Below are 23,098 nucleotides of genomic sequence, written 5' to 3'. Positions count from 1 at the left end.
TCACGCACCGCTGTCGGTCGGTAGTAGAGCGTGGATCTGGGCAGGCCGAGCAGCGCACATTGGCGGTTGATGCTGAGCTCAGGGTGGTCGTGATCGACCAGCTTGCGTCGTTCACGGGCATCAGAGCCGCTGAGATTTTTTTTTGAGCCACTCCAGCTCCATCTGCAGCTTGCCGATCTGTTGGAACAGCTCAGCCTCCTTGACCTGACCCTCCTCCTTGTCCTTGGTTTTCTTGCCCCTGGTGAACAGCTCGCTGGCGCCATCCAAGAGCTGTCTCTTCCACTGGCTCACCTGGATCGGGTGGATGGCGTGGTCGGCAGCGATCTCCTGGATCGTCTTGCGGCCACTGATCGCCTCCATGGCGACCCTGGCCTTGAATTCGGGACTGTGGGTGCGGCGCTTACTCATTGACGGGAGCCCCGATCAGGGGCGGTACCCCGCCTCAGAGACTAACGATGGGGCCTGTCCAGAAAAACCAGTCCACCTCAGATCAGGGGGTTGAACAGCGGGGAATGATTAGGCCCAACGGGCCGGGGCCTCACGCCATAGCCAAGCACCAGCGCGGTGGTGAACCAGCTGTGCTCATCAGGGCTCGGCAGATCAACACGCGCCAGATAGCGGGAGGAGAAGTCGGCCAGAAGGGCGATCGGCGGACCCTCGTTCTGCACGATCCCGGGGAGGAGTTCAAAGAACCGGGCAACGCTCGCGCAGGCACGTCCGTTTTGATCCCACTGGAGGCCAAGGAAGGCAAGACCCTGGAACTCAGCTGCGAGATCAAGGCCGTCGCTGAGGGGAAGGGAGAAGCCATTGACCGGATCGAACGCCAGCACATGGGCAATACCTGCTGAGCGGAGCAGCTCCGCGAGATAGTTCTGCAGAGCCAGAGGTCGGGCCCGCCCCTGCTCCACCTGCAGTGGATAGCGATCACGCACATTCCCACTCAGCAAAAATTGGCTCTTGAGGGGCAGAAAGCGCACTAGATCCCTGCTCCAGCGCGGCTGTTGCTCGCCTAGCACCAGCTCTCCTTGCGTTCCAAGATCAACGTGTGGGGTTGCGGCCATCACGGTCTATGTCGTTGCTGCGAAGCCTGGATCGAGCAATCCCCCTTTAGCAAGAAGCAAGAGCGGCGTCCCAGGGCTTGGTGTAGGTATCTAGGACGCGGGCCGGGAGAGGGAAGTGGCGGAAGGCCAGCACGTCCTCGCGGGCCTTCGTCATGAGCTCAGCCACTCTGGGGAACTTGGCGGCGAGCGCGGCGAGCATGGTGCTCACCTGATCCCACTGCTCCAGCACCGCGTCCTTGCTTTGTTGCGCAAACACCGAGCGCAGGGCGGCAACCACCATCTCCTGATGGGCTTTGGGAACGGTCTGGAGCAGGTTCCTGGCGATATGAAACCTGCAGCGCTGGCAGCAGCTGTGGCCTGGGCCCTGCTGTTTGCACCGCAGGATCCCCGTTGGAGTGAAATTGCAACCAAAAACCCCCGAGCAGCGCCCGAGGGTCATGGATCAATCACGAACATTCCCATAACAGTGGAGCGAAGCTGCTGGCGTTGGCGCCTGGGGCCGAACGTTCCAGGTGTGGGTTGTTTTGTCTCCTGGGGCACCTATGGCGGTGCAAACGGAGTGTCGACGGTTCAGACGAACATTCGGTGTCCGAACTGACGACCCGCCCACGGTTGGGTGAAGACTGTTGGAGCAGGGGCCTGCAGTCAGCGGTGCTTCTACTGCCGCTGGGGTGGGGTATCAGCCATCGGTGGCGCCTCCCTGGGTTGGTGCACACAGATTCGCTCCGCCGAGCGCCCTGAGCAATCCGTTGTTTCACGCATTGCCTTGCCCGCTGAGCAGGAGCAGCGTGGTTGGTTTGGCCTTGTTTCTCAGCGCCAGTACTCCATGCGCGGTGGCTAGGGTGGCTGCCATTGCGGGGCGCAGGGTGTCCAGCCCTCAGCGCGGCGTTGGCGCCACAGCTCAACGGCCTTGTCACGGCTGAGCCGCTGGCGGCGCTCCAGCAACGGCGCGGCCTGATCACTCAGCCAGGCCTCAGCCGGAGAGGAAGGGATTCGCTGTCCCTGGTGCACCCACACGGGTCAGCCCGCCTCCGGTGCCCAACCCCGCTGGCGGGCCATGGCATCGGTCCAGCCCTGGCAGCGACTGATGAGGTGCTCGCCCTGGGCGACCAGGCCCTGGTGCAGCTGGCAGGTGAGCACCGGGATGCACTGGGCTCCGGCGTGATGCCTGAACCAGTGGCAGGTCATGCAGACCTTGCGGCTGCGGCTGGCTAGCAGCACGCCCTCATCCAGATACGGCCAGGCCTCGCAGTCGTCTGCGGCCTCAGCCGCTGCCGCCACAGAGCGGGCTGACCTTGAACGGGAGAGCGCCATGACCGAACCCCTGCGATGCGTACACCTGTACTAGCAGGGATTGGGGTGGCTGGCCCGTGGAGTGTCGGAACCCTTTAGGGCCTTACGCACGCTCCCTTGCTTCTCTTCCTTCAGCGCATCACGGCCCACCTCCGTTCGCTCGTTCAGCGCCAGAGCGCCTGCTCCTCGCATCTCGGCGTCCTTCCCGACCAACAGCACCACGCCCTTGCTGCCTTGGAGCAGGGCGACTGGCTGGCGGAGCTCGATCTCCTGCAGCTCGCCAATGCCCTGCAGCGCACCGCCCTCGTCCGCGGCGGCTACGACGGCCGCTCCTTTGATCTGATGTTCGCCATCGCCGACGTTCTGGAGGCCGATCACGGCTGGAGCTTTGAGCAGTCCGATGCTTGGCTCGAGCGCATGGGGCTCTGGGAGGAGGAGGTCTGAGGGTTAGGCCTATCCCTGATGCTTGCGGCCGAGCCTCAACCGAGGCCGGCCGCTTTCAATGTGAGGGCCATCTCAAGCAGCTCTGGCGTGATCCCCTCAGGCAGAGCCATGGGTGGCTCCGACGCCTGGCCAGGGGTGAACGGTTGGATCCGGTTCAAAGCAGCCCCGCCACCACGCCGTCTCTGCAGCGATTCCTTGCGCCGGCTGGAGCTGAGCCACCGGAGGTAGATCCGGCGGTGCACATCCAGCCCATGGCCCATCCAGGTGGCCATATCGTCGTCAAAGGCGTCCGCTGTCTCAGCTGAGGTGGCGCAGCGAATCGCGTAGGCGTGCCGGAGGTCGTAAGGGCGTACCCAGTCCATCCCCTCGCCATCGGCCACCGGCGCCCAGAGCTTCTGCAGGCCTTTGCGCCGGAATTCCTTGTACAGCGAATTCGACACCGCCACGTTGTTGACGGCGATCTTGACGCCCGAGACATCCACAAATCGAACGGTCCAACGGGCATTCAGCTGCCCGTGGAATTGCTCCCAGTTCTGGCGCAAGCCATAACGCTCCACCCAGGCCTCCGGGACTGGCGGCGCGACGTGCTCGCCGGTCTTGGTCTTCATGTCGCCCGGGATGCTGATCCAGCCCTGGCTGTCGATCCCCTCGGCGTGCCAGAGCTCATGGGGCCGGAGCCCATAGGTGGCGAGGCAGCCAAACACCCACTGATGGAAAGGCTCGAGGCGGTCCAGCCAGTGCTGCAGGTCTTCATGGGTCGGAATCACCCGCACCCGCATGGAGGACGCCTTACGGATCTTCTCGGCTGCTCCCTTGGGGCGCATGGTCACGGAGGCGTTGCAGCTCAGCGGTCAGGTCCATCTGGCCACTGCGATGGATCTGGCTGAGCGTCTCGATCCGTCGGTTGAAGCTCTTGAGCTCCAGACGTGGGTCGTGTTCCAGCACCCAGGCCTGAAGGCGCTTGGCGTCGACAGATCCTTAGAAGTGGGCAATCCGCTTGCGCAGATCGTTGATGGCGTGGGCCCGGCTGCCCTCTTTGCACCCAGGGCCTGTCGCCCCTGTTTCCGCAGACTGAGGTGCCGGCCAGGTGCCTTGCCGGTGGCCCTGGATGCAGAGATCAGCGTCGCACCTTGAGCTCCTGCACGCACTGATCCCAGAACGGAAGGCTTGGTGTAGCTGTCTCAGGCATGGGATCCGAGAGCGGCGGGACCCTGTCAGTGTTCCCCAAAAACATGCAAAGCACTTGTCACGTTTGGGCTACAAGTGGCTCACACTGGTCTCAGTTGTGGAATCCCCGACAACCCAGGCCCAGACAGCAAAAAACCCCGCCGAAGCAGGGCACAAAGCAGTGGCTCGGGGGAGACTTGAACTCCCGACCTTGGGGTTATGAATCCCACGCTCTAACCAGCTGAGCTACCGAGCCGCGTCTTGAGGATTGTAGACGATGACTGGGCTGTGACCGGTTCGCCCACCGCGGAGCCGCTCAGGCTCGGGCTGGAAGGAACTGGAGGGGGTTAACGGCCCCACTCCCAGCGGGAAGAATCTCAAAGTGCAGGTGTGGGCCCGTGCTGCGCCCGGTGCTGCCCATGTGGGAGATCATGGTCCCCTGAGCCACCAGGTCGCCGGGGCGCACCAGGATCCGGCTGTTGTGGGCGTAGCGGCTCAGGGAGCCGTCGTCGTGGCGGATCTCCACCATGTAGCCGTAGCCGCCATCATTCCAACCCGCAGTCACCACCTGGCCGCCCTTGGCCGCATAGATCGGGGTGCCCACATTGTTGGCCACATCGATGCCCTTGTGCATGCGCCCCCATCGCCATCCGTAGCCGGAACTGAACACGCCGGTGGTTGGCCAAATCCAGCCCGTGGTGCTGGTGGGCTGGCGGAAGCTGGGCGAGTCTTGGCCATCACCAAAACTGGGGGTATCCGGCCAACTGAGGCCACCGCTGCCCGTGGGCTTGAGCCCGAGCACCATGCGACTGCGACCAGGAGCTGACTGGGCGAGCCGGATCTGAGTGCCCACCACCAGTCGGGCGGCCTCGAGGCCGGGATTGAGCTTGAGGAGCTCCGAGATGGTGAGGTTGTAGCGCTGGGCGATCTTCACCAGGCTGTCCCCGAATTTCACCCGGGCGGCGTCCTCCACCGCCGGAGGACCGGACACAGGAGGGGAACGACGCAACTCACTGGTGTCAATGGCAGCCAGCTGCTTGGCCCGCTTGCTCGACTGGCTCGGCAGCACCAACCAGTCGCCCTGGCGGAACTGGTGATCCTCGTTCACGTCATTGAGCTTGGCCAGCCGTGTTTCATCGAGGGACAGCTGGCTCGCCAGCTGTTCGATATCGGTCTCGGCCCGCACCCTCACCCAGAGGCGATCGCTGAAGGTGGGCAGAGAGGCCACCAGGGGCTCAGAGGGGGAGGCCTCAGGGGATGTCTCCGCTAAGTCGAAGGAGGGCCTGGAATCGGCCAGACCTGGAATGGTCACGCTGGCGACGCCGCCAAGGGCCGTCGCGCTCGCCAGCGTGGTCAATAAGAAGTGGTAAGGCTTCATGCAGGTTCACCCGTCGGACAAAACCCGGCGGAGAAGCCAACATCCCCGGGTCGGGCAGAGAGTAACGGCTGGAACCTTCCTCGGCAAGTCGCCGTGGTCACTGTTTTGGTCGGTTCAAGGCAAAAAAAGGGTGTTAAGGCAGTGCTGGCAGGGATTCAGCCTGATTGGCCGCCATGGCGCTTAACGGGGCTCCAGCTGCCTCAGGGCCTCAAACAGCACCACCCCAACCGCCACGGAGAGGTTGAGACTGCGCACCCCGCCACCGTGGCGCACGGACCCCGGCATCGGGATCGTGAGACAGGTCTGGGCCTCCTCCACCAGCGCCGCGGGCAAGCCATCGGTTTCCCGGCCAAACAGCAGCCAATCCTCGGGCTCGTACTGGATCTGGTGATAGCCCTGCTCGCCGTGGCTGCTGAGGGCCAGCAGCCGGCCACCGCGCGCGAGGCGGTGCGTCTGAAAAGCCGCCCAGTCATGGTGGCGCTGCAGTTGAACCCAGGGCCAGTAGTCCAGGCCCGCTCGCTTCACAGTGCGATCGGAGATCTCAAATCCAAGCGGCTCGATCAGGTGGAGCTCGCAATCCGTCGCGGCGCAGGTGCGCGCCACATTGCCGGTGTTGGGTGGGATCTGGGGCTGAAACAGAACAATGCGGGGCATGGCGTCAGCGCAGCGGAACGGCATGGCCCAGGGCATGGAGGTCTAGGGCTCGGCCCTGAACCACCAGCCAGGCGGCGGCACTCTGCGCCATCAGGCGCTGTTGCAGAGCTCCGAGGCGATCACGGAACAGCCCTCCAATGGCCGTGGCCGGCACCACACCCCACCCCACTTCCTCGCACACCAGCACCACGGGCAGCCGCAGGTTGGCCAAGGTGTGCAGGAGGCTCTGGCACTCCCGTTCCCAGGCCGGCTCGGAGAGATCGAGATGATGGGCTAGCCAGGTGCCCAAGGCGTCCACCAGCAGCAGCGGCTGGGGCTGCGGGGGGGCTTCCAGCAGCTGGGCCAGGGCAGAGCTCAGGTTGCCGCCCACCTCGAGGGTGGTCCAGTGGTCCGGCCGGCGTTGGCGGTGCAGGGCCAGCCTCTGCTGCCAACTGGCGTCATCGGGCCGCAATGCACCTGTGGCCACGTACACCACAGGCTGGCCGCTGTTGGCGGCCAGGTGCTCCGCCCAGCGGCTCTTGCCACTGCGGCTAGGCCCACTCACCAGCACAAGGCCAGCCTGGACCATGGGCTCAACCACCACCGTTCATGTTGCGCAGGGTCGCCACGGAGGAGGGAGAAACGCGGTTGAGATAGCGGAAGATCCAGTACTTGAAGATCGTTGCCAACACCACCGGGAAGGTGGCAATGAACAACATGATGAAGTTCTCCTGGTGGGGCAGACCGAAGTGGTCTTCGATGCCCTCGAGAAGCACGGTCCAGCCCTCAGGGCTGTGAAAGCCCACGAAGATGTCCGTGAACAGGATGATCGTGAAGGCCTTGGCGCTGTCACTCAGGCCATAGATCGCCTCATCAAGGAACCCCCGCAGCACCTGGATATCCCTGCGCCCCACCAGGCACACCAACAGGAAGCCCACCAACCCAGCCACGTCGGCGAGGATGTTCTTCACCGCCTCTAAGCCTTCACCATCGGAGTCCTGCTGGAGCTCCTTGGCCTTCTGGGCCAGGGCCTCATGCATGACATCCCGGCTTGGGGGATCTTTCCCCTCCAGCAGGGCCTGGAATTCCACCTCCTGTTGGAACAGCCGCAATTTCTCAACGGCCTTCTCCTGAAGGTGGGGTTTCGGATAACTGAGGAAGGGAACCTCGGGGGCAAAGCGATTCACCAGTGGGGAAATCACCACGGTGCGGCTCACCTGCTGCACGATCAGCGGCACCAGGATCATCAGCAGCAGAATCCGCAGCGACACCAGCGTGGAATCACGGCGACGGCGGAAGCCGGCCACGAGGGAAGCCTCAGCTTCAGGGTCCAGCTGGCGACGCACCCCATCGAACACACCCAGCAGGCTGCGCGGCAACATCTCCGGCGACCGGCTGATGCTGGGCAAACTGCGGCGACGGCTGTAGCGGCTGGTCACAGTTTCCACCAGCTGCAGCTGGCGGAGTTCCTGGCTGTCGAGCTCGCTGCGGTGCGCCTCGATCGATTCAATCGTCTGCCGGCAGATCTCCAGAGCAGTCCGAAAACGGCGCAGCATCTGAGCCTGGGCCTGACGCGGAATACTCAGCTCGAGTTCCGGGCGCACGGGGCGATCGTTGTAGTACTCGAGTTCAAAGCTCTGGATCAACAGAGCCGACTCGTAGGCCTTTTCGAGGTTCAGGCTCACATCAGTCGTGCTGGCACGGTCGAACGTGCCCATCCAGTCGGTCAACCCCATGGCGTGCTCAGCGGGAGAAGACCCACCAGGTGATCATCGGCACCAGTGTGCCAACCACAAGCAACACGACAACCCAGGTGAAGGCATTGCTGGAGGCTGTTTCCTCCTTGGTGGGGATGTTGGTCTCCAGGGGCAGACGCTCGAGCAGTTGCGGGGGACCGGGGTCTTCACCCCCCTGCAACACCACCTCCAGGCGATCCATGGCATCCACGCTGGCCTGGCGGTAGCGAGCCCCTTCCCGCAGCGGCAAGCCCATGGTGCTGATGGCTGTACTGGAGAGGAGTGTCTGGGGCAGCTGCTCCAGCAGGTCTGGGGAGGCCACCACCGCGGCGCTGTTGTTCTGGGACTCGATCAAGAACAGCAGCTGGGAGCGGTTGGGATCCGCGGGGCTCCAGCGATCAATCAGCTGCTGGCCCAGAGCGTCGAGGCTGACGCCGTAGTCCAGTCGCCGCAAGGTGACCAATCGGGCCTCGATGTGGTCGGCAGCGAAGGCCTGCAGTCGATTGTCCAGATCCGCGCTGGCGGATCGACTGAGCAGGTCCGCCGTATCCAGCACCTGGGTCGCGGGGGGATCGGCAGGGAAATCCTTGAGGCCAGTGGCCAGGGCCGCTGGGGGCAGCGCCAGGCCGAGCACCAAGAGCAGAGCAACCAGCAGAGTGCGAAGCGAACGCAGCAGCACCAGAATCCCGGGGAAAGCTGCTTCCCAGTTTGCCGTTAGCTGGCCAGGCTGTCGCGATTGAGTACGGCGATCACCTCGAGGATCTGCTCCGCGCGACCCGCCTCCAACTCCATCAACTGTCCCAGCTGCTCAAGAAAGCTGGATTCCAGGGGGCTCAGCTGCTGATCAGCCCGGGTGAGCTGGGCGGCCATGGCCAGGGCCGTTTCCCGTTGTGGCAGGGAGAGCACCGGAACCGCGGACCGCATCAGGGCGCCACAGCCCTGGCCGCGTATGAGCTCCAGTAACTGATCCAGCAGGTCGCCCATGGCCTCCTCGGAGAGGTCGCCATAGGGCGTGCGGTTCTCCAGTTGTTGCCGCAGGCCCTGGGCCTCGCGGCGCTCCAGTTCACCGTCACAGGCCACGGCCGCCAGGGCAATGGCGGCAAAGGCCTGCATGGGTGTGAGCCCTGTGGCGATTGCACTGCTCAAGGCTGATAAGGCATCTGCGTGCATTTCAGCAAGCACAACCTCCAGGCGGGGCAATGGTGTGGCTGTGAGAACGTGACGGCACTTCCGACATGGACCATGGGCCGCTCTGCACAGCTCTGCCTCACGGCCGGCGTGCTGGGCCTGGTGCTGTGCGTAGCCAATCAGTGGACGGCGCCCGCGTTGACGCCCGCGCTTGAGCGGGCCGGGGTGCTCGCCAGTTTTCTGGCGGTGGGGCTGATGTTGGTGGCCATTCTCTGGACCAGGGCCATGCCCCTCGCCCCCGAGCGGGTGGCCCTCACAGGTGAACAGGGACTGGTGCTCGATGGGACCCTGCCAGGGGATCTGCGGCAGGAACTGGCCTGGGGCTCCCAGATGCTGCTCACGGCCACCCCGGCCGCCAGTGTGCTGCTGCACTGGCGGGGCAGAACCCTGCTGCAACGGGGGGTGCTCGGCGAGCAGCCGTTCACGCCCGCGGCGATCACAGCCCGGGCTCAGCAGAGCGGCAAGGCGGTGTCGCTGGTGAACCTGGTGCTCTATCCCGGCCGGGATGAGTTCGTCGGGCTGCCGCCGGGCATCCCCGCCGTGATCGTTCAGCCGATCGGCAGTGAGGGGGTGCTGCTGGTGGGGGGCTGGTCGCCGCGCTGCTTCAGCCGCAGTGATGAAACCTGGGTGGCTGGCTGGGCCGCCAAAATCAGAACTGCACTGGAGTCGCTGGCTTGCGACGCCCCTGTCCCTGGGAGTTCGGGGGAAGCGTGAACAGCGATTGCACCCGGGCGCCCGGCGACGTGAACACGGCCACACCCTCCTCCCCGAGCCGTCCCTGCAGCAGCGCCGATCGGGTGATCTGCTTGTAGGCCTTGCGCTGCAACTCCACGTTGCCCTTGGCCTCGAAACGCCCATCGGGCCAATGCCACAGGCAGCTCTGGGCCCTGAGGCGCTGATCGGGTTGCTGCAGGGAACAGGCCTGGGGGATCACCACCGTTTCGGCCTTGAGGTCGATGTCGAACAGGGCCCCCTCAACGGCGAGCTTGTTGATCTGGCCCCGGAAGGGCTGGTCGCTGCGCAATCGCTCGTCGTTGATCAGCCAGCGGGTGCGCTCAGCCTGGATCCAGCCCTTGCCACCCCTGTCATCGACGCGGACCGGCGCGAGCAGGTCCACATACCCCTCCCGCAGGTTGCCATTGAGGCCGCTGGCCGTGAGCAGCTGGCCGCTGGCGGGCTGTCCGTTGCGCCGCTCGCCCCGCACGGGGCCCTGGGCCACAAAACCACCGGCTGCGGGCTTCCAGTTCACGCTGGTGGTGGTGATCACCACAGCGGCGGGCCCCTTGTCCCGCTGGCCGTCCCACTGCTGCAGGCTGGGGCTGCCCCGGAGCTCGATGCGGTCGTCCTGAATCAGAAAGCGGGCCGTGCGGGCACTGAGGCGGGAGCGGCGATCCGTGGCTGTGGGGCGCCGATCGATCAGCATCAGGTCCTGCCGCGGCAGCCAACGCACCTGATCTCCGCTGATGCGCACCGAGTCCTTGCCCAGCAAGGTGATGGCCACGGCCCCTTCAAGCTGAATCGCCTCGCCATCGCCCAGCACCGTGCCGCTCTGGGCCGCGATGGAGTACCGGGGCTTGCCGCGCAGATAGATCACCCCGCGGGGTTGGCGCACCTGGGCCAGGCGCCGGTTGATGTCGTACCGGGCCTCCGGACTGGTGAGTTCCCAGGCCGGTGCCCCGAGCTTGTCCTGTTGGCGCAAGTTGAGGGAACGGAACACGAAGGGTTCCGGAGCCTCCTGCCTGATGGGCTGACTGGCGCATCCCGCCAGCAGGAGCGTGGCGCCGCAGAGCAGGAGCCGCAGTCTCACAGGGGCGCATCCAGCTCAAGCCGGGCCATCACAGGGGAAGGCTCCGGAAGCAGGGCTCCAGGCTCCAGTCCCCCCCATTCCAGCTGCTCCAGCCAGGGGCGCTCGTTGTGGCCAGCAGCACCGGAGTCCAGGGGCACCTGTCCCAGTTGCAGCAACATGCGGCTGGAGAGATCGGGCAGCAGGGGAGCCATCAGCACAGCCACGATCCGCGCCGCTTCCAACACCGCATAGAGCTGGTCGGCCACCTGCTCCCGCGTGCCCTCCTGCTTCATCAGGCTCCAGGGGGCCTGCTCATTCAGAAAGCCATTGGCGCTGATGGCCAGCTGCAGGGTGGCCTCCGCTGCGCTGCGGAAGTCCAGGCCGTCGAGGGAGCCGATCACCGTGCTGCGGGCTGCCTCGGCGGCGAGAGCCAAGGGGTGGCTGGCAGCGGCGGCAGTGGTGCGCGCTGGCACACAGTCCTCGAACCAGCGCCGGGCCATGGAGCTGGTGCGGTTGAGCAGGTTGCCGATGGTGTTGGCCAGGTCGTTGTTCACCAGGTCGCTGAAGCGCTGCTGCTGAAAATCGCCGTCCTCCCCAAAGGGAATGTCACGCAACAGATACCAGCGCACGGCATCACGGCCGCAACGCTCGAGCAGATCGACGGGATCGAGCACGTTGCCCAACGACTTGCCCATCTTCTGGCCCTCGCGGGTGAGGAAGCCGTGGCCAAACACCTTGCCGGGAAGATCAAGGCCTGCCGAGAGCAGCATGGCGGGCCAGTACACCGCATGGAAACGCAGGATGTCCTTGCCGATCACATGCACCGAGGCCGGCCAACCGTGGCTGAGGGCAACGGCGAGATCCGGCGCTTCATCGGGTTCCAGCAGGGCCGTGATGTAGCCGAGCAGGGCATCGAACCACACGTAGAAGGTGTGACCCTCGTGGCCTGGCACCGGGATGCCCCAGGGCAGGTTCACCCGGGAAATAGAGAAATCCCTCAGGCCCTGCTTCACAAAATTCTCCACCTCCCGGCGGCGACTAGCGGGCTGAATGAAACCGGGCTGGGCGATCAACGCCTCGATCTGCTGCTGATACCGCGAGAGGCGGAAGAACAGGTTCACCTCATCGCGCCATTCCAGGGGCCTCTGATGAATGGGGCAATGGGGCGCCGTGGCCTCGGCGGGATCATCCTTGAATTCCTCACAGGCCACGCAGTACCACCCCTGCTGGCGGCCCTCCACCACATCGCCATTGGCTTCCACCCGGGCGAAGAACTGGGCCACGATCTGATGGTGGCGCGGATCGGTGGTGCGGATCAGCCGGTCGTTGCTGATCTGCCACCGCTCCCACAGATCGCGGTATTGGGCGCTCACCGCATCGCAGTGGGCCTGCGGACTCAGCCCGGCCGCCTCGGCCGTGCGCTGAATCTTCTGGCCATGTTCGTCGCAGCCGGTGATGAAGATCACCCCCTCCCCCTTCAGCCGCTGGTAGCGGGCCAACGCGTCGCAGGCCAGCGTGGTGTAGGCGCTGCCCAGATGCGGCTTGTCGTTGACGTAATAGAGGGGGGTGGTGAGGGTGTAGGTCATCGGCGGGATCCTACGCAGCGCTTCCCCTGGCAGCCTGGGTTGCCACAGAGGAGCAAGCGGGTCCATGCCGAGCAACAGCGCCCAGGCCCAGGTGGTGGTGTGGGGTGGCGGCACCGGCGGTGTGGCGGCTGCGCTGCAGGCCGCCCGCGGTGGTGCCGACACCCTGCTGCTCACGCCCGGGCCCTGGCTGGGCGGCATGGTGAGCGCGGCGGGGGTGTGTTGCCCCGATGGCAACGAACTCAGCCCCTGGCAGACCGGGCTGTGGGGTGCCTTTCTACGGGAGCTGCAGCGGCGCGAACCCGACGGCTTGGACCAGAACTGGGTGAGCTGTTTTGGCTACGCCCCAGCCACCGCTGAAGCGCTGTTGCGGGAGTGGTGCCATCAGGAATCGCGTCTGCGCTGGTGGCCCGATGTGCAGCTGCGCGCGATCGCGCGGCGCGCCGATCGGCTCGAAGCCGTGGAGATCGAGCGCCAGGGCGAAACCATCCGGGTGGCCCTGCAGGTGCTGGTGGATGGCAGTGATCGCGGCGATTGCTTTCCCCTGGCGGAGGCCCCCTACCGGCTGGGCTGGGAAGCCCAGGAGCAGTGGCAGGAGCCCAGTGCCCCGGGGGCCCAGGCCCTGGCCACCGATCCCTTCTTCCAGCGCCAGCCCGTGCAGTCCCCCACCTGGGTGGTGATGGGCCAACTGGCGGATGGCATCCTCCCTCCCGCCGCCAAGGGCCAAGGGGTGTTGCCAGCGCCGTTTGAGGCGGCCAGCGACGCCTTTGGGCTGGAACGCACGATCACCTACGGCCGCTTACCGGGCGGGCTGGTGATGCTCAACTGGCCCCTGCACGGCAACGACTGGCACGGTGAGCTGCAGCGTGCCTTCGACCCTGACGCGGCTGTGCGTGCCGCTCTCTACGCCGATATGCAGGCCCATAGCCAGCGCTTTGCCTCGGCCCTGGAGGAGGCCACGGGGGGGTGGTTGCAACGGGGGCGCTGTTTTCCGGCCCATGGCGCCGAGGCCTCCAGCGGTGCGCTGCACGGCGGCGAAAACCTGGCTCTGATGCCCTACTGGCGTGAGGGACGGCGGCTGGTGGGACACGAGCTGGTGATCGAACAGCAGCTGCTGCCCCAGGCTCCCGGGGAATCGGTGGCACCGCTGCCCCTCGATGGGGCCGGTGCGCTGCAATCGGTGGCCGTTGGCAACTACGCCAATGACCATCACTACCCAGGCGAGGACTGGGCCTTGGCCCCCAAAAGCACCCGCTGGGGAGGGCGTTGGAGCGGCACGCCCTTCTGCATTCCCTATGGCGCTTTGGTGTGCAACGGCGTTGAGAATCTGTTGGCGGCCGACAAGTGCTTCAGCTGCAGCCACATGGCCAACGGGGCCACGCGGCTGCAGCCCCTGATCTTCAACATCGGCCAGGCCGCTGGAGCCGCTGCAGCCCTGTGTGCCATGCGGGGCCTCAACCCCGGCGACCTTCCCGTGCGGGAGGTTCAGAACCAGCTGATCAGTGATGACAGGGCTCCCGCTGGCCCCGTGCCGTTGTGGGATACCCCATGGCATCACCCCCTCTGGGCCGAGCGTCAGCGGGAGGCCCTGGATGACCCCTCGCTGGTATCTGCCCAGGGCACCCTTGCCGGCCGGCCAGCGCGGCTCTGCCCCGATCGCGGGCCTTCGGAACCCAATGAGCGCCTGTGGAGTGGGGAGCTGAGTCCCGATGGCATGGGCGGCTACAGCTTCCGCGGCGCCCAGGGCCCATGGCCTGTGATCACCCTGGAACCGGCGCTTCACCACTGGCTCCAGCAGCTGGACGGCCCCAGGCCTGTGGAGTTGATCGGCTGCCTCAACCCCTGGGGGCCCTGGCTGAGGGCCTCACGTCTGGCGCGCTGAGCGCTGGGCCACCAGCCGCAACACATCGCCATCGGGGTCGCTCTCCTTCACCTGCACCACAACGCCATCACCAGCCGTGCAGCTGTCGTGCACCACCACGGGCAGATCCATGGCGAGCTGATCGAGGCGCACCAGGGCCAACCCATCCTGGGGCCGTAACCAGCGCAGGAACAGGCCTTCCCAGCGCTCGCTGCGGTGCTCGGCAAACCACACCTGCTGCCAGTGGCGTTGATCCTCACGGCTGATCTGGATGCCCTGGCGAATGGCCGGGTCCAACTGGTCCAGCAGCTCGCTCACCTGATCGGCACCCAGGGGTGAGCCGCCCTCCAGCTGGGCGGCGAGCTGGCGCTGGGTGAGCAGGTCGCCATAGCGGCGGATGGGGGAGGTGGCCTGCACGTAGGCCTCGAGTCCGAGGCTGAAGTGGGGCGAAGGCTGGGGCGCGGTGAGTCCGCGACTCAGGCCCTTGCGCAGGGCCGCATGGCGCACGGCCCCCGGCGGCAGGTTGTCGAGCTCCGCTGCCGTAGGCAGGGTGCAACTGGGCTGACTGCGGTACGGCAGAGCCAGGCCAGCGGCCCTACCGTGCTCAGCCACAGCCGCTCCCGCCAGGATCATGGCCTCAGCCACCATCGACCGCGATGGGCTCGGTTCCACCACCTCCAGCTCGGCGTGCTCGTCGCAGCGGCGGAAACGCCCCTCCGGTTGATCCATCAACAGAGCACCCTGGGATTCACGCCAGCGGCGGCGGACCCCCAGCAGGTCGTGCAATTCAGCCAGGTCATCGTCCTGGGGGGGGGCGTACTCGATCAGCTCATCGGCATCCTCATAACTGAGGCGATAGAGGGGCTGAATCCAGGAACGGTGTAGGCGCTGCTCAGCAATGGCGCCCGTATCCGTGAGCCGCACGCCCACGCTCCAGCTGGCGCAGCGGCGGCCCTGGTGCAGGCTGAACACCCCTTCAGACAGACAAGCCGGGAACATCGGCACGTTGCCCTGGGCTAGGTAAAGGCTGCTGGCCCGGCGTTGCGCCTCCTGGTCGAGAGCCGAGCCAGCCGCCACCAGCCGCCCCGGGTCGGCCACATGAATCCAGATCCAACGGCTGCCATCGGGGCAGCGCTCCAGGGCCAGAGCATCGTCCACATCGCGGGTGTCCGCGTCATCGATGGTGACACTGCGCTGGTGACAGAGATCCAGCCGCCCTGCATCACTGGGATGGGGAGCGTCAGCCGCCTGCACCAGGGCCGCCGCTTCGGCTTCTAATTCAGCGGCGAATCCAGCAGACCAGGTGGTGCCCTCCAGACAGCGCAGTTGATGGCGCTGCCACTGGCCTAGGTCGGCCAGCAAACGGCGCACATCGCCGAGTTGGGGCGGGCACTGACAATCGAGCAACAGCTGGCGCAGGGCGGGGGAGAGACCGTCGCTGGGGTCAGTGGCGAACTGCAGCAGGGCCTCCAACTGGTGGCGGGCCTCTGTCGGAAGCTGATCCATCGCCAGGGGTTGCCGCTGGGCCAGCGTGTGGCGCCACTCCAACTGATGGCGCTGGCGCAGCACCTCGCCATGACGCTCACGCCGCAGGCTGCGCAGATCCTGGAGGCTGCGGGGTTGGACGCTGCCCTGCTTGCAGCGGAACAGATCCTGGTGCTGCAGCAGCAGCCAGGTGGAGGAAAGGGCGAGCGGTTCCACCCTGGCCACGAGCAGCTCGGTCAGCGAGGCCAGGGATAACCAACTCTGGTCACCACTGAGCAACAACCAAGCCGCTGCGAGGTCACGCCGCGATGGGCTGGCCGTGTCAAGGGCGGCCTGGGTGACATTCCAAGGGGCTTCGGCGATCGAGGCTGCGGGATCACCGTTGCTGTTGGACGGACTGCTGATCAGTTCAAGCTCGCGGAGCGCCCAACGCTCCGTCTTGGCTTGAAAGCCGACGCGTAGGGAAGCTTTAGACCCCTGGATCGAGGTGATCAGGGCAAGACATGGCCCAGAACGGGCATGAACGCCAACCAGATCACCAGGATTCAAGGGTCTTCAGGAGGGGATCAGCCCTCAGGGTTCACGAAGGGAAGCAAAGCCACGATGCGCGCGCGCTTCACGGCGTTGGTGAGGTCGCGCTGCTGCTTGGCGGTGAGGCCTGTCAGACGGCGGGGCAGGATCTTGCCACGCTCGGTGATGAACTTTTTCAGCAGATCGACATCTTTGTAATCGATCGGATCGCCGGGCTTGATCGGCGACAGGCGCTTCTTGAAGAAGGAACTACTCATGACTGAACGGATGGGGTTGGGTGCAGAAGGCTCAAATCACACGCGAGAGATCACTTGATCTCTTTGTGGACCGTCGACTTGTTGCAGTGGGGGCAGAACTTCTTGAGCTCAATCCGTTCAGTGGTGTTGCGGCGGTTCTTCTCTGTCGTGTAACGGGACACGCCAGGAGACCGCTTGGCGGGGTTGGACCGGCATTCGGTGCACTCGAGAGTGATCACGATCCGGACGCCCTTGTTCTTAGCCATAAAGGACGTTGCGCCGCTGATGCGATGCGAGTTGACAGTGACTAACGATACCTCCTCGTCTTCCCCTGCCTGCTCCGGGGCCGATCATTAGAGTCTCCCTTCCTCCGTCGATCGGGCAATGCGGGTCTCGCTCCAATGGCTTCGGGAGCTGGTGGCCTGCGATTTGCCCCCGGAGCAACTGGCTGAACGCCTGTCGGTGGCTGGCTTTGAAGTGGAGGAGATCGAGGATCTTGCCGCCCGGGCAGCCGGCGTAGTGGTGGGCTTCGTGGAGGCACGAGAGCCCCATCCGAATGCCGACAAGTTGAGTGTCTGCCGCGTAGCCGTGGGTGCTGCAGAGCCTCTGCAGATTGTCTGCGGAGCCAGCAACGTGCGCGCCGGCATTCACGTGGCGGTGGCCACCGTGGGGGCCTATCTCCCAGCGGTGAACCTCACGATCAAACCAGCCGAGCTGCGGGGCGTGGCTAGCAGCGGCATGATCTGCTCGCTGTCCGAGCTGGGCCTAGCGGACAGCTCGGACGGCATCGTGATCCTCGATGAGGTGCTCGAGCAGAGTCCAGCCGTCGGAAGCGCCGTGGGCCCCCTGTTTGGCCTCGATGATCAGGTGTTGGAGCTGGCCATCACCGCCAACCGGCCCGATGGGTTGTCCATGCAGGGCATCGCCCGAGAGGTGGCGGCCCTCACCGCGGCACCGCTGACCCTGATGCCTGCCGCCCCCGCGATCCCCGCGGAGCCCTTGCCCATCGGCCCAGCGGATCAGAACGCCATCGAAGACGGTGGCCTGTTCAGCCTCACGGCCCTCACGGGCCTGCGGGTGGGTCCGTCACCCCGATGGCTGCAGACCCGTCTGGAGCGGGCCGGGTTGCGGCCCATCAACAACGTGGTGGACATCACCAATCTGGTGATGTTGGAACTGGGTCAGCCCCTGCATGCCTTTGATCGCGATCGGCTGGTCGCGCTCCGTGCTGGGCCGGCCGACCCCCAGGCGATCGGCCTGCGACTGGCCCATGCCGGCGAAGCCTTTACCGCCCTCGATGGTTCCAGCCACAGCCTGGATGCCGATGCCCTGGTGGTGACCTATGCCGACACGCCGGTGGCCCTGGCCGGTGTGATGGGCGGCGCCAACTCAGCAGTACAGGACAACACCACCAACATCTGGCTGGAGGCGGCGATGTTTGCCCCCCAGACGGTGCGGCGCAGCGCCCGCAGCGTTGGTCTGCGCACCGATGCCAGCAGTCGGTTTGAAAAGGGCTTGCCCCGGGAGATGACCCTCCTCGCCGCCGACCGGGCTGTGGCCTTGTTGCAAGAGATCTGCGGCGCCCAGTTGGAGGGGCGCTGGCTGCATCAGCGCATCGACCCCAGCCGCCCCGCCCTGGACCTCAACCGCGACGCCGTCCACAACCTGCTGGGTCCCGTGGATCTCGGCGACGGTTACGGGGATCTGCCCGATGCCGACATTGAGCAGATCCTCACCTCCCTTGGCTGCGTGCTGCACAGCCACGAGGAGGGCTGGAGCGTGGAGGTTCCCCCCTCCCGGGCGATGGACCTGCAACGGGAGGTGGATCTGATCGAGGAAGTGGCGCGCCTGGTGGGGTACGACCGCTTCGCCAGCCACTTGCCTGACCCCATTGCCCCCGGCGGCTTGAGCGCCAGCCAGCAGGCCGAACGACGTCTACGGCAGGCCCTGGCGCAGGCCGGTCTGCAGGAAACCTGCAGCCTGTCCCTGGGTCCCGCCCAATCCCAATTGCCCCCCACGGGCGATCTGCCTAGCCAACGGCTGCCCCTGGCCAACCCGCTCTTGGCTGACTACGGCCATCTGCGCGACAACCTGCTGGAGGATCTGCTGCTGGCCGCCCAGCGCAATCTGCAAGCGGGGCGCTCCGGGTTCTGGGCGTTTGAGATCGGCCATGTGTTCCGGCTGGACGCCCAGAAGGAACGCCAGAGCCTCCAGTTGGCGGGTGTGATCTGTGGCTCCCGCCAGGCCGAGCTGTGGAGCAGCAGCGGCAAACCCCAAGCCCCCGACTATTTCCAGGCCCGAGGCGTGCTGCAGCGTGCCCTGGGAGCACTCTCCCTGCCCACCGAAGACCGGCCACTCACCAGCCATGCCTGGCTGCATCCCGGTCGTGCCGCCCAGGTGGTGGTGGAAGGCCGGCCGGCCGGCTGGTTCGGCCAGCTGCATCCAGAGCAGGCGGAAGCGTTCGATCTGCCGCCCCACACCTACGGATTCCAGCTGGATCTGCCCCTGCTGCTCATGGCCGCCACCCGCAGCAACCGCTGGCAGCCCCGCTTTGCCGCCTACCCCACAGTGCCCGCCTCCGAACGGGATCTGGCCCTGGTGGTGCCCAACAGCACCGCCAGCCACCAACTGCTGAACGCCATCCGCAAAGCCGGCAAACCCCTGCTGGAGCAGGCAGACCTGGTGGATCGCTACGAGGGGGATCAGGTGGGGGCTGGCTCTTGCAGCCAAGCCTTCCGCTTGCGCTACCGCGATGCCAAGCGCACCCTCACCGACAGTGAAGTGGACGCGGCCCACCAGGCGATTCGGGTGGCCCTGGAGAAGCAGTTCGGCGCGCAATTGCGCGCCTGACGCTCAGGTGCGCTCCAGTAGGGCCACGGTTTCCACGTGGCTGGTCTGGGGGAAGAAATCCACCGGCTGCACCCGGGTGAGCCGGTAGCGGTTGTCCTGGCACAACAGCCCCAGATCCCTGGCCAGGGTGGCGGGGTTGCAACTGATGTAGGCGATCCGGGAGGGCAGGGTGGTCACGATGGCCTCGATGGCTTGCTCGCTGAGACCTTTACGCGGCGGATCCAGCAACAGGCCATCAGCGGCCTGCAGGCGACTCGCCAGCACGGAGGCCACATCGGCCTCCTCGAACAGGGCACGCTCGAGGCCATTGCGGGTGGCATTGGAGCGCGCCTGCTCCACTGAGCCGCCGTGCACCTCAAGGCCCAGCACCTGGGCACCAGCTGCGGCGAGGGGCAGGCTGAAGGTGCCGATGCCGCAGTAGGCGTCCACGATCGTGCGGTTGGCCAGGGGTGCCAGACCCTCCTGGAGCAGGGGCACGATCCGCTCCGCCTGCGGGGTGTTCACCTGGAAGAACGTGTCGGCTGCAATGCGCAGCGCCTGGCCGGTAAAGCGCTCCTGCAGCCAGGGGCGGCCGCAGATCGTCTCGGTCACAGGCCCCATCACGGCGTTGGAGGCCTTGGGTTGAAGATTGAGGCACACGCCCACCACCTCTGGCCAGCGTTGCTGCCACTGCTGGGCCAGGTCGGTGAGACCAGGCAGCACAGCGTGGCTGCTCACCAGGGTGATCAACACCTCACCGGTGTGATGACCAACGCGCAGGGCCAGATGGCGCAGACCACCCTCGCCACTGAGATTCACATCCACGGGCCAGCCGCTGGCCTCCAGATCAGCCTTGATCGGGGCGATCAGGCCATCGATGCGTGGATCCAGCACCGGACAGCGGGACATGTTCACGATCTTGTGGCTGCCGCGCCGGTAGTAGCCAGCGCGCAACACACCGGCGTCGGTCCGCTCGAGTGGGATCAGGGCGCGGTTGCGGTAGCCCAAGCCATTGACGGCAGACCAGATGGGATCCACGGCCACATCCAGGTGACCGATACGGCGCAGGGCCTGAACGACAAGATCGTGCTTCCAGCTGGCCTGAGCCGCATCGGTGGCGTGCTGCAGGGTGCAGCCACCACAGCGGTCCGCCAGGATGCAGGCGGGTTTCTGGCGGTTGGGGCTGCTGCGCTCCACGCCCACCAGGTCGGCCTCGAGATGCCGCTTGGCCAGCCTGCGCACCCGCACATACACCCGTTCGCCCGGTAGGGCCCCGGGGATGAACACGGCCATGCCCTGCCAACGGCCCACGCCCTGGCCGTCATGGCCGATGCCATCGATCTCCAGCTCCAGCTTCTCGCCAATGGCAGCGGGGTGTTGGGCCATCAGCACAGTGCCTGTCGCGCAACCCTGACCCTATCGGTGCGTAAACACCTGGGCTTCCGGACCCGGCTCAGAGCCCCGATCTGGATAAAGTGGGCGGGCGCAAGGTGGTATCGATGAGCGTCGTTCGGGATCTGATCCTCCAGGCAGACGATCAACTGCGCTATCCCACCGGCGGCGAACTGCGCTCGATGGTGGACTTCCTCTCGGCAGGCACCAGCCGCTTAACCGTGGTTCGGGTTCTCACCGAGAACGAGAAGAAGATTGTCGATGAGGCCGCCCGCCAACTGTTCAGTCGCAAGCCTGAATACGTAGCCCCGGGTGGCAACGCCTACGGCCAGAAACAGCGGGCCCAGTGCCTGCGCGATTTCAGCTGGTACCTGAGGCTGGTCACCTACGGCGTCCTGGCCGGCAGCACGGAGATGATCCAGAAGATCGGTCTGGAAGGAGCCCGCGAGATGTACAACAGCCTCGGCGTGCCGATGGCCGGGATGGTGGAGTCGATGCGCTGCATCAAAGAGGCCTCCCTGGTGCTGCTGAACAAGGACGATGCATCCGTGGCTGCTCCCTATTTTGATTTTCTGATTCAAGGCATGCAGACCCCCACCTGAGGCATAGGCCCAGCGTGCAGCAGATCGAGCCGGCCGAAAGGCCGGCTTTTTCATGACCTGGTAGCACCCCGTAGCACCCCACGCTGATCCCTTAGGTCTGGCATGGGACAAGAAACGAGACCCATAGTGTGTCTCAGGCGAGATAAAAGACTCACAGAGGGTTGCACGTCCGCGCAGCCGACCTGAGCCCAGGCGGTCCAGCCAATGCACAAGCGTCTCACGATTCGGGACGTGGTCTCGTACCTGGACTCATCGCATGGCGCATCTGAGACTTACTAGACCAGCTTGCAATGGTCTCGTGCACCCGCTCCGCCCTGATGCTGTCAAGCAACGGAGGAGCAAGTTCGGATAGCTCCTATAAGACGCAGTCTTAGACTCGATTCCAGTCCCATTCAGGACTACCGGAATCAGCGTCCGCTGCACCCAACGGACGCCCAGCATTCGCGTCAGAAATAACCGGCCCATAGGACCGCCCCTCGCGCACCGTTCGGGCCAGAACCGTCTGCGTACCTGTGTCTACAGCAGGTACGCGAGCCCTTAAAAGCTTGCAAATACAGGCTTTTGAGCCGTGGCCAGGGCCGCTGGCCAGGGGGACCGCTCAGCCTTGGACAGCCCACAGGCCAAGGCACCAGGCCCTGCCCATCCTGGATTGCCCGTGAACCTGCGGTGGACCCCGCTAATAACTATGGATCGCGCAAATGAAATCGACGATTTTTAAGGCTTTGCCGCGCCCAGCCCTCCGCACGACTGACGAGGACCGGGCGTCTCAGCTGAGACCCTGAATAAGTCTTAGCTTGCGTCTCAGATGAACAGGCTGATTATGCGGCTCGCCAATAGCGATCCTTGAGGAATTGGTAAGCCTCGTTCAGCCGGCGCATCGCATCAGCAGAGCCACCTGCATCGGGATGGTGCGACTGGGCCTGCTCCCGGTACGCCTCGCGAATGTCCTGCAGGGTATAGGGGCGGTCAGCCACCGTGGGCAACTCCAGCAATTTGAGGGCGCCGTGAACCGTCATGGCCTGATCGATCGCCTGGAACGAGGTGCCCCGCTTCTGGCGGCTGCGGGCCCGTTGCACAAAGCGGGTGATCAAGGTGGGAACCCGCACAGCCAACGTGTCGCCGCTGAAGGGGTCTTCAAGAATGCCAGCGGCAACGATCACCCGCTCAAAGCTCGTCTCCCCATCCGACCAATCAGGAGCGAAGGAGCGCATCACCTGTTGCGTGAGACTCCAAGTGAACGGTCGCCCATCACTCTGGTCGGACTGGGGCCAGATGTCCTTGGCAAGCCAAACCATCGAGGCCTCAAGAACCGGTGGCGAGGGCGGTTGGCTGTACACGTCCAACCAGTGCTGCTGGGCTGCACTGATGGAGCTGCTGAGCTGGTCGCCGCTGATCAGGGCAAGGCCCCTCTCAAACTCTGGAGCCGCTGGCCGGGGATGCAGGCTGCGCCTGAGCTGACTGGACTGGCGCCGCACGAAACCCGGTAGCTGGATGCCCGTTCCGGGTGAGCCCCGCCGCTGCACTGGCGGCGGCTCGATACTCTCAGATGAGACACTATCCTGGTCTAGTTCTTGGACCAGGTCGGAATGGATGAGCACGATGGCCGTTGTCTCGTTCAGCTCGGCCGCAGCTGAACTGAGCTCCCCGGCGGATTCCGTTGCTGTCGATGCAGCTTGGTCAGAAGCGTTTGGCGACTCCTCGGCCAGATGCTCGAGCTCCTGCTCGTCATCGGCGTCCTCCTGGCCAAGAACCTCACAGAGCAACCGCTCGAGGATCTGTCCGCGGTTACGGAGACCCCACTCCGCTTTCAGCTGATCGATCGTGTCGATCATCGACTTGCTGAGGTCGAGGGTGATTCGCTTGGTTTCGGATTCCCGCTGACCCACGCGCCGA

The 23,098-nt window shown here is 65.4% G+C and carries 23 protein-coding genes, 1 tRNA gene and 1 pseudogene; 5 read left to right on the top strand and 20 right to left on the bottom strand.

The features are described 5' to 3' along the window. Window positions 1–120: 120 nt before the first annotated feature. The 5 genes and pseudogenes from KBZ14_RS10245 to KBZ14_RS10225 all read right to left on the bottom strand — a co-directional run bounded on the left by KBZ14_RS10245 (window position 121) and on the right by KBZ14_RS10225 (window position 2,375). Window positions 121–408 (bottom strand): transposase, encoded by a 288-nt coding sequence (locus tag KBZ14_RS10245; RefSeq protein WP_255118230.1) that lies wholly within the window; start codon window positions 406–408, stop codon window positions 121–123. Between the two features lie 77 nt (window positions 409–485). Beyond that, window positions 486–1,061, bottom strand: coding sequence for a hypothetical protein (locus KBZ14_RS10240; protein WP_255118229.1), 576 nt, complete (start codon window positions 1,059–1,061; stop codon window positions 486–488). A 103-nt stretch (window positions 1,062–1,164) separates the two neighbouring features. Continuing rightward, window positions 1,165–1,404: pseudogene (locus tag KBZ14_RS15990) on the bottom strand (transposase); the annotation flags it as partial. Between the two features lie 494 nt (window positions 1,405–1,898). Further along, on the bottom strand, window positions 1,899–2,072 hold the full coding sequence (locus KBZ14_RS10230; protein ID WP_255118227.1) for a DUF1651 domain-containing protein: 174 nt from the start codon (window positions 2,070–2,072) through the stop codon (window positions 1,899–1,901). A 9-nt stretch (window positions 2,073–2,081) separates the two neighbouring features. Next, entirely contained in the window at window positions 2,082–2,375 is a 294-nt protein-coding gene (locus KBZ14_RS10225) for a galactose oxidase (protein WP_255118226.1), read from the bottom strand. A gap of 96 nt (window positions 2,376–2,471) precedes the next feature. Between KBZ14_RS10225 and KBZ14_RS10220 the strand changes: the two genes are divergently transcribed. Further along, a complete protein-coding gene (locus tag KBZ14_RS10220; RefSeq protein WP_255118225.1) occupies window positions 2,472–2,798 on the top strand; it encodes a hypothetical protein in 327 nt (108 codons plus the stop codon). 35 nt (window positions 2,799–2,833) lie between these two features. On the opposite strand, the gene KBZ14_RS10215 is transcribed toward KBZ14_RS10220, so the two are convergent. The 8 genes from KBZ14_RS10215 to KBZ14_RS10180 form a co-directional block, all read right to left on the bottom strand. Then, the gene (locus KBZ14_RS10215; protein ID WP_255118224.1) at window positions 2,834–3,628 is read right to left on the bottom strand and encodes a site-specific integrase; all 795 of its coding nucleotides are present in this window, start codon (window positions 3,626–3,628) and stop codon (window positions 2,834–2,836) included. A 519-nt stretch (window positions 3,629–4,147) separates the two neighbouring features. Further along, a tRNA-Met gene (locus KBZ14_RS10210) sits at window positions 4,148–4,221 on the bottom strand. Between the two features lie 60 nt (window positions 4,222–4,281). After that, window positions 4,282–5,322 carry a M23 family metallopeptidase gene (locus tag KBZ14_RS10205; RefSeq protein WP_315856141.1) on the bottom strand — a complete coding sequence of 347 codons (1,041 nt, stop codon included), beginning with the start codon at window positions 5,320–5,322 and terminating at the stop codon, window positions 4,282–4,284. A gap of 201 nt (window positions 5,323–5,523) precedes the next feature. Next, window positions 5,524–5,997, bottom strand: a complete 474-nt coding sequence (locus KBZ14_RS10200; protein ID WP_255118222.1) for a tRNA (cytidine(34)-2'-O)-methyltransferase — start codon at window positions 5,995–5,997, stop codon at window positions 5,524–5,526. Window positions 5,998–6,001: 4 nt separating this feature from the next. After that, entirely contained in the window at window positions 6,002–6,565 is a 564-nt protein-coding gene (cobU, locus tag KBZ14_RS10195; RefSeq protein ID WP_255118221.1) for a bifunctional adenosylcobinamide kinase/adenosylcobinamide-phosphate guanylyltransferase, read from the bottom strand. A 4-nt stretch (window positions 6,566–6,569) separates the two neighbouring features. Next, entirely contained in the window at window positions 6,570–7,712 is a 1,143-nt protein-coding gene (pxcA, locus tag KBZ14_RS10190; RefSeq protein WP_255118220.1) for a proton extrusion protein PcxA, read from the bottom strand. A 7-nt stretch (window positions 7,713–7,719) separates the two neighbouring features. After that, window positions 7,720–8,394, bottom strand: coding sequence for a photosystem II repair protein Psb32 (psb32, locus tag KBZ14_RS10185; RefSeq protein WP_261349012.1), 675 nt, complete (start codon window positions 8,392–8,394; stop codon window positions 7,720–7,722). 32 nt (window positions 8,395–8,426) lie between these two features. Then, window positions 8,427–8,858 carry a tellurite resistance TerB family protein gene (locus KBZ14_RS10180; protein WP_255118219.1) on the bottom strand — a complete coding sequence of 144 codons (432 nt, stop codon included), beginning with the start codon at window positions 8,856–8,858 and terminating at the stop codon, window positions 8,427–8,429. A 96-nt stretch (window positions 8,859–8,954) separates the two neighbouring features. Between KBZ14_RS10180 and KBZ14_RS10175 the strand changes: the two genes are divergently transcribed. Further along, window positions 8,955–9,614: a cofactor assembly of complex C subunit B gene (locus KBZ14_RS10175; RefSeq protein ID WP_255118218.1), complete on the top strand. Its 660-nt coding sequence runs from the start codon at window positions 8,955–8,957 to the stop codon at window positions 9,612–9,614. Here KBZ14_RS10175 and lptC read toward each other — a convergent pair. Then, on the bottom strand, window positions 9,550–10,707 hold the full coding sequence (gene lptC, locus KBZ14_RS10170; protein ID WP_255118217.1) for an LPS export ABC transporter periplasmic protein LptC: 1,158 nt from the start codon (window positions 10,705–10,707) through the stop codon (window positions 9,550–9,552). The genes KBZ14_RS10175 and lptC overlap by 65 nt on opposite strands. Next, on the bottom strand, window positions 10,704–12,272 hold the full coding sequence (gene metG / locus KBZ14_RS10165) for a methionine--tRNA ligase (protein WP_255118216.1): 1,569 nt from the start codon (window positions 12,270–12,272) through the stop codon (window positions 10,704–10,706). Before metG ends, lptC begins: the two co-directional genes overlap by 4 nt. A 64-nt stretch (window positions 12,273–12,336) precedes the next feature. Between metG and KBZ14_RS10160 the strand changes: the two genes are divergently transcribed. Then, on the top strand, window positions 12,337–14,151 hold the full coding sequence (locus tag KBZ14_RS10160) for an FAD-dependent oxidoreductase (protein WP_255118215.1): 1,815 nt from the start codon (window positions 12,337–12,339) through the stop codon (window positions 14,149–14,151). Here KBZ14_RS10160 and KBZ14_RS10155 read toward each other — a convergent pair. Genes KBZ14_RS10155 through rpmG form a run of 3 tightly spaced genes read right to left on the bottom strand, consistent with a single transcriptional unit; the run spans window position 14,134 to window position 16,648 of the window. Next, the gene (locus tag KBZ14_RS10155) at window positions 14,134–16,164 is read right to left on the bottom strand and encodes a ribonuclease catalytic domain-containing protein (RefSeq protein ID WP_255118214.1); all 2,031 of its coding nucleotides are present in this window, start codon (window positions 16,162–16,164) and stop codon (window positions 14,134–14,136) included. The genes KBZ14_RS10160 and KBZ14_RS10155 overlap by 18 nt on opposite strands. 17 nt (window positions 16,165–16,181) lie before the next feature. Next, window positions 16,182–16,403 (bottom strand): 30S ribosomal protein S18, encoded by a 222-nt coding sequence (gene rpsR, locus KBZ14_RS10150; protein WP_006041316.1) that lies wholly within the window; start codon window positions 16,401–16,403, stop codon window positions 16,182–16,184. Window positions 16,404–16,453: 50 nt separating this feature from the next. Continuing rightward, window positions 16,454–16,648: a 50S ribosomal protein L33 gene (gene rpmG, locus KBZ14_RS10145; RefSeq protein ID WP_094591577.1), complete on the bottom strand. Its 195-nt coding sequence runs from the start codon at window positions 16,646–16,648 to the stop codon at window positions 16,454–16,456. A gap of 118 nt (window positions 16,649–16,766) precedes the next feature. Here rpmG and pheT point away from each other — a divergent pair, with 118 nt between their 5' ends. Further along, the gene (pheT, locus tag KBZ14_RS10140) at window positions 16,767–19,232 is read left to right on the top strand and encodes a phenylalanine--tRNA ligase subunit beta (RefSeq protein ID WP_255118213.1); all 2,466 of its coding nucleotides are present in this window, start codon (window positions 16,767–16,769) and stop codon (window positions 19,230–19,232) included. A 3-nt stretch (window positions 19,233–19,235) separates the two neighbouring features. Here the strand turns inward: pheT and rlmD are convergent, their stop codons facing one another. Next, window positions 19,236–20,597, bottom strand: a complete 1,362-nt coding sequence (rlmD, locus tag KBZ14_RS10135) for a 23S rRNA (uracil(1939)-C(5))-methyltransferase RlmD (RefSeq protein WP_255118212.1) — start codon at window positions 20,595–20,597, stop codon at window positions 19,236–19,238. A gap of 113 nt (window positions 20,598–20,710) precedes the next feature. Between rlmD and KBZ14_RS10130 the strand changes: the two genes are divergently transcribed. Next, window positions 20,711–21,205 (top strand): allophycocyanin subunit alpha-B, encoded by a 495-nt coding sequence (locus KBZ14_RS10130; RefSeq protein WP_255118211.1) that lies wholly within the window; start codon window positions 20,711–20,713, stop codon window positions 21,203–21,205. 818 nt (window positions 21,206–22,023) lie between these two features. On the opposite strand, the gene KBZ14_RS10125 is transcribed toward KBZ14_RS10130, so the two are convergent. Continuing rightward, a complete protein-coding gene (locus tag KBZ14_RS10125) occupies window positions 22,024–23,091 on the bottom strand; it encodes a J domain-containing protein (RefSeq protein ID WP_255118210.1) in 1,068 nt (355 codons plus the stop codon). Window positions 23,092–23,098: the final 7 nt, after the last annotated feature.

This window comes from Synechococcus sp. HJ21-Hayes (genome assembly GCF_024345835.1).
GTDB lineage: Bacteria > Cyanobacteriota > Cyanobacteriia > PCC-6307 > Cyanobiaceae > Vulcanococcus.
Note: the sequence above shows the minus strand (reverse complement) of the source record. Positions and strands in the feature narration are given on the sequence as shown.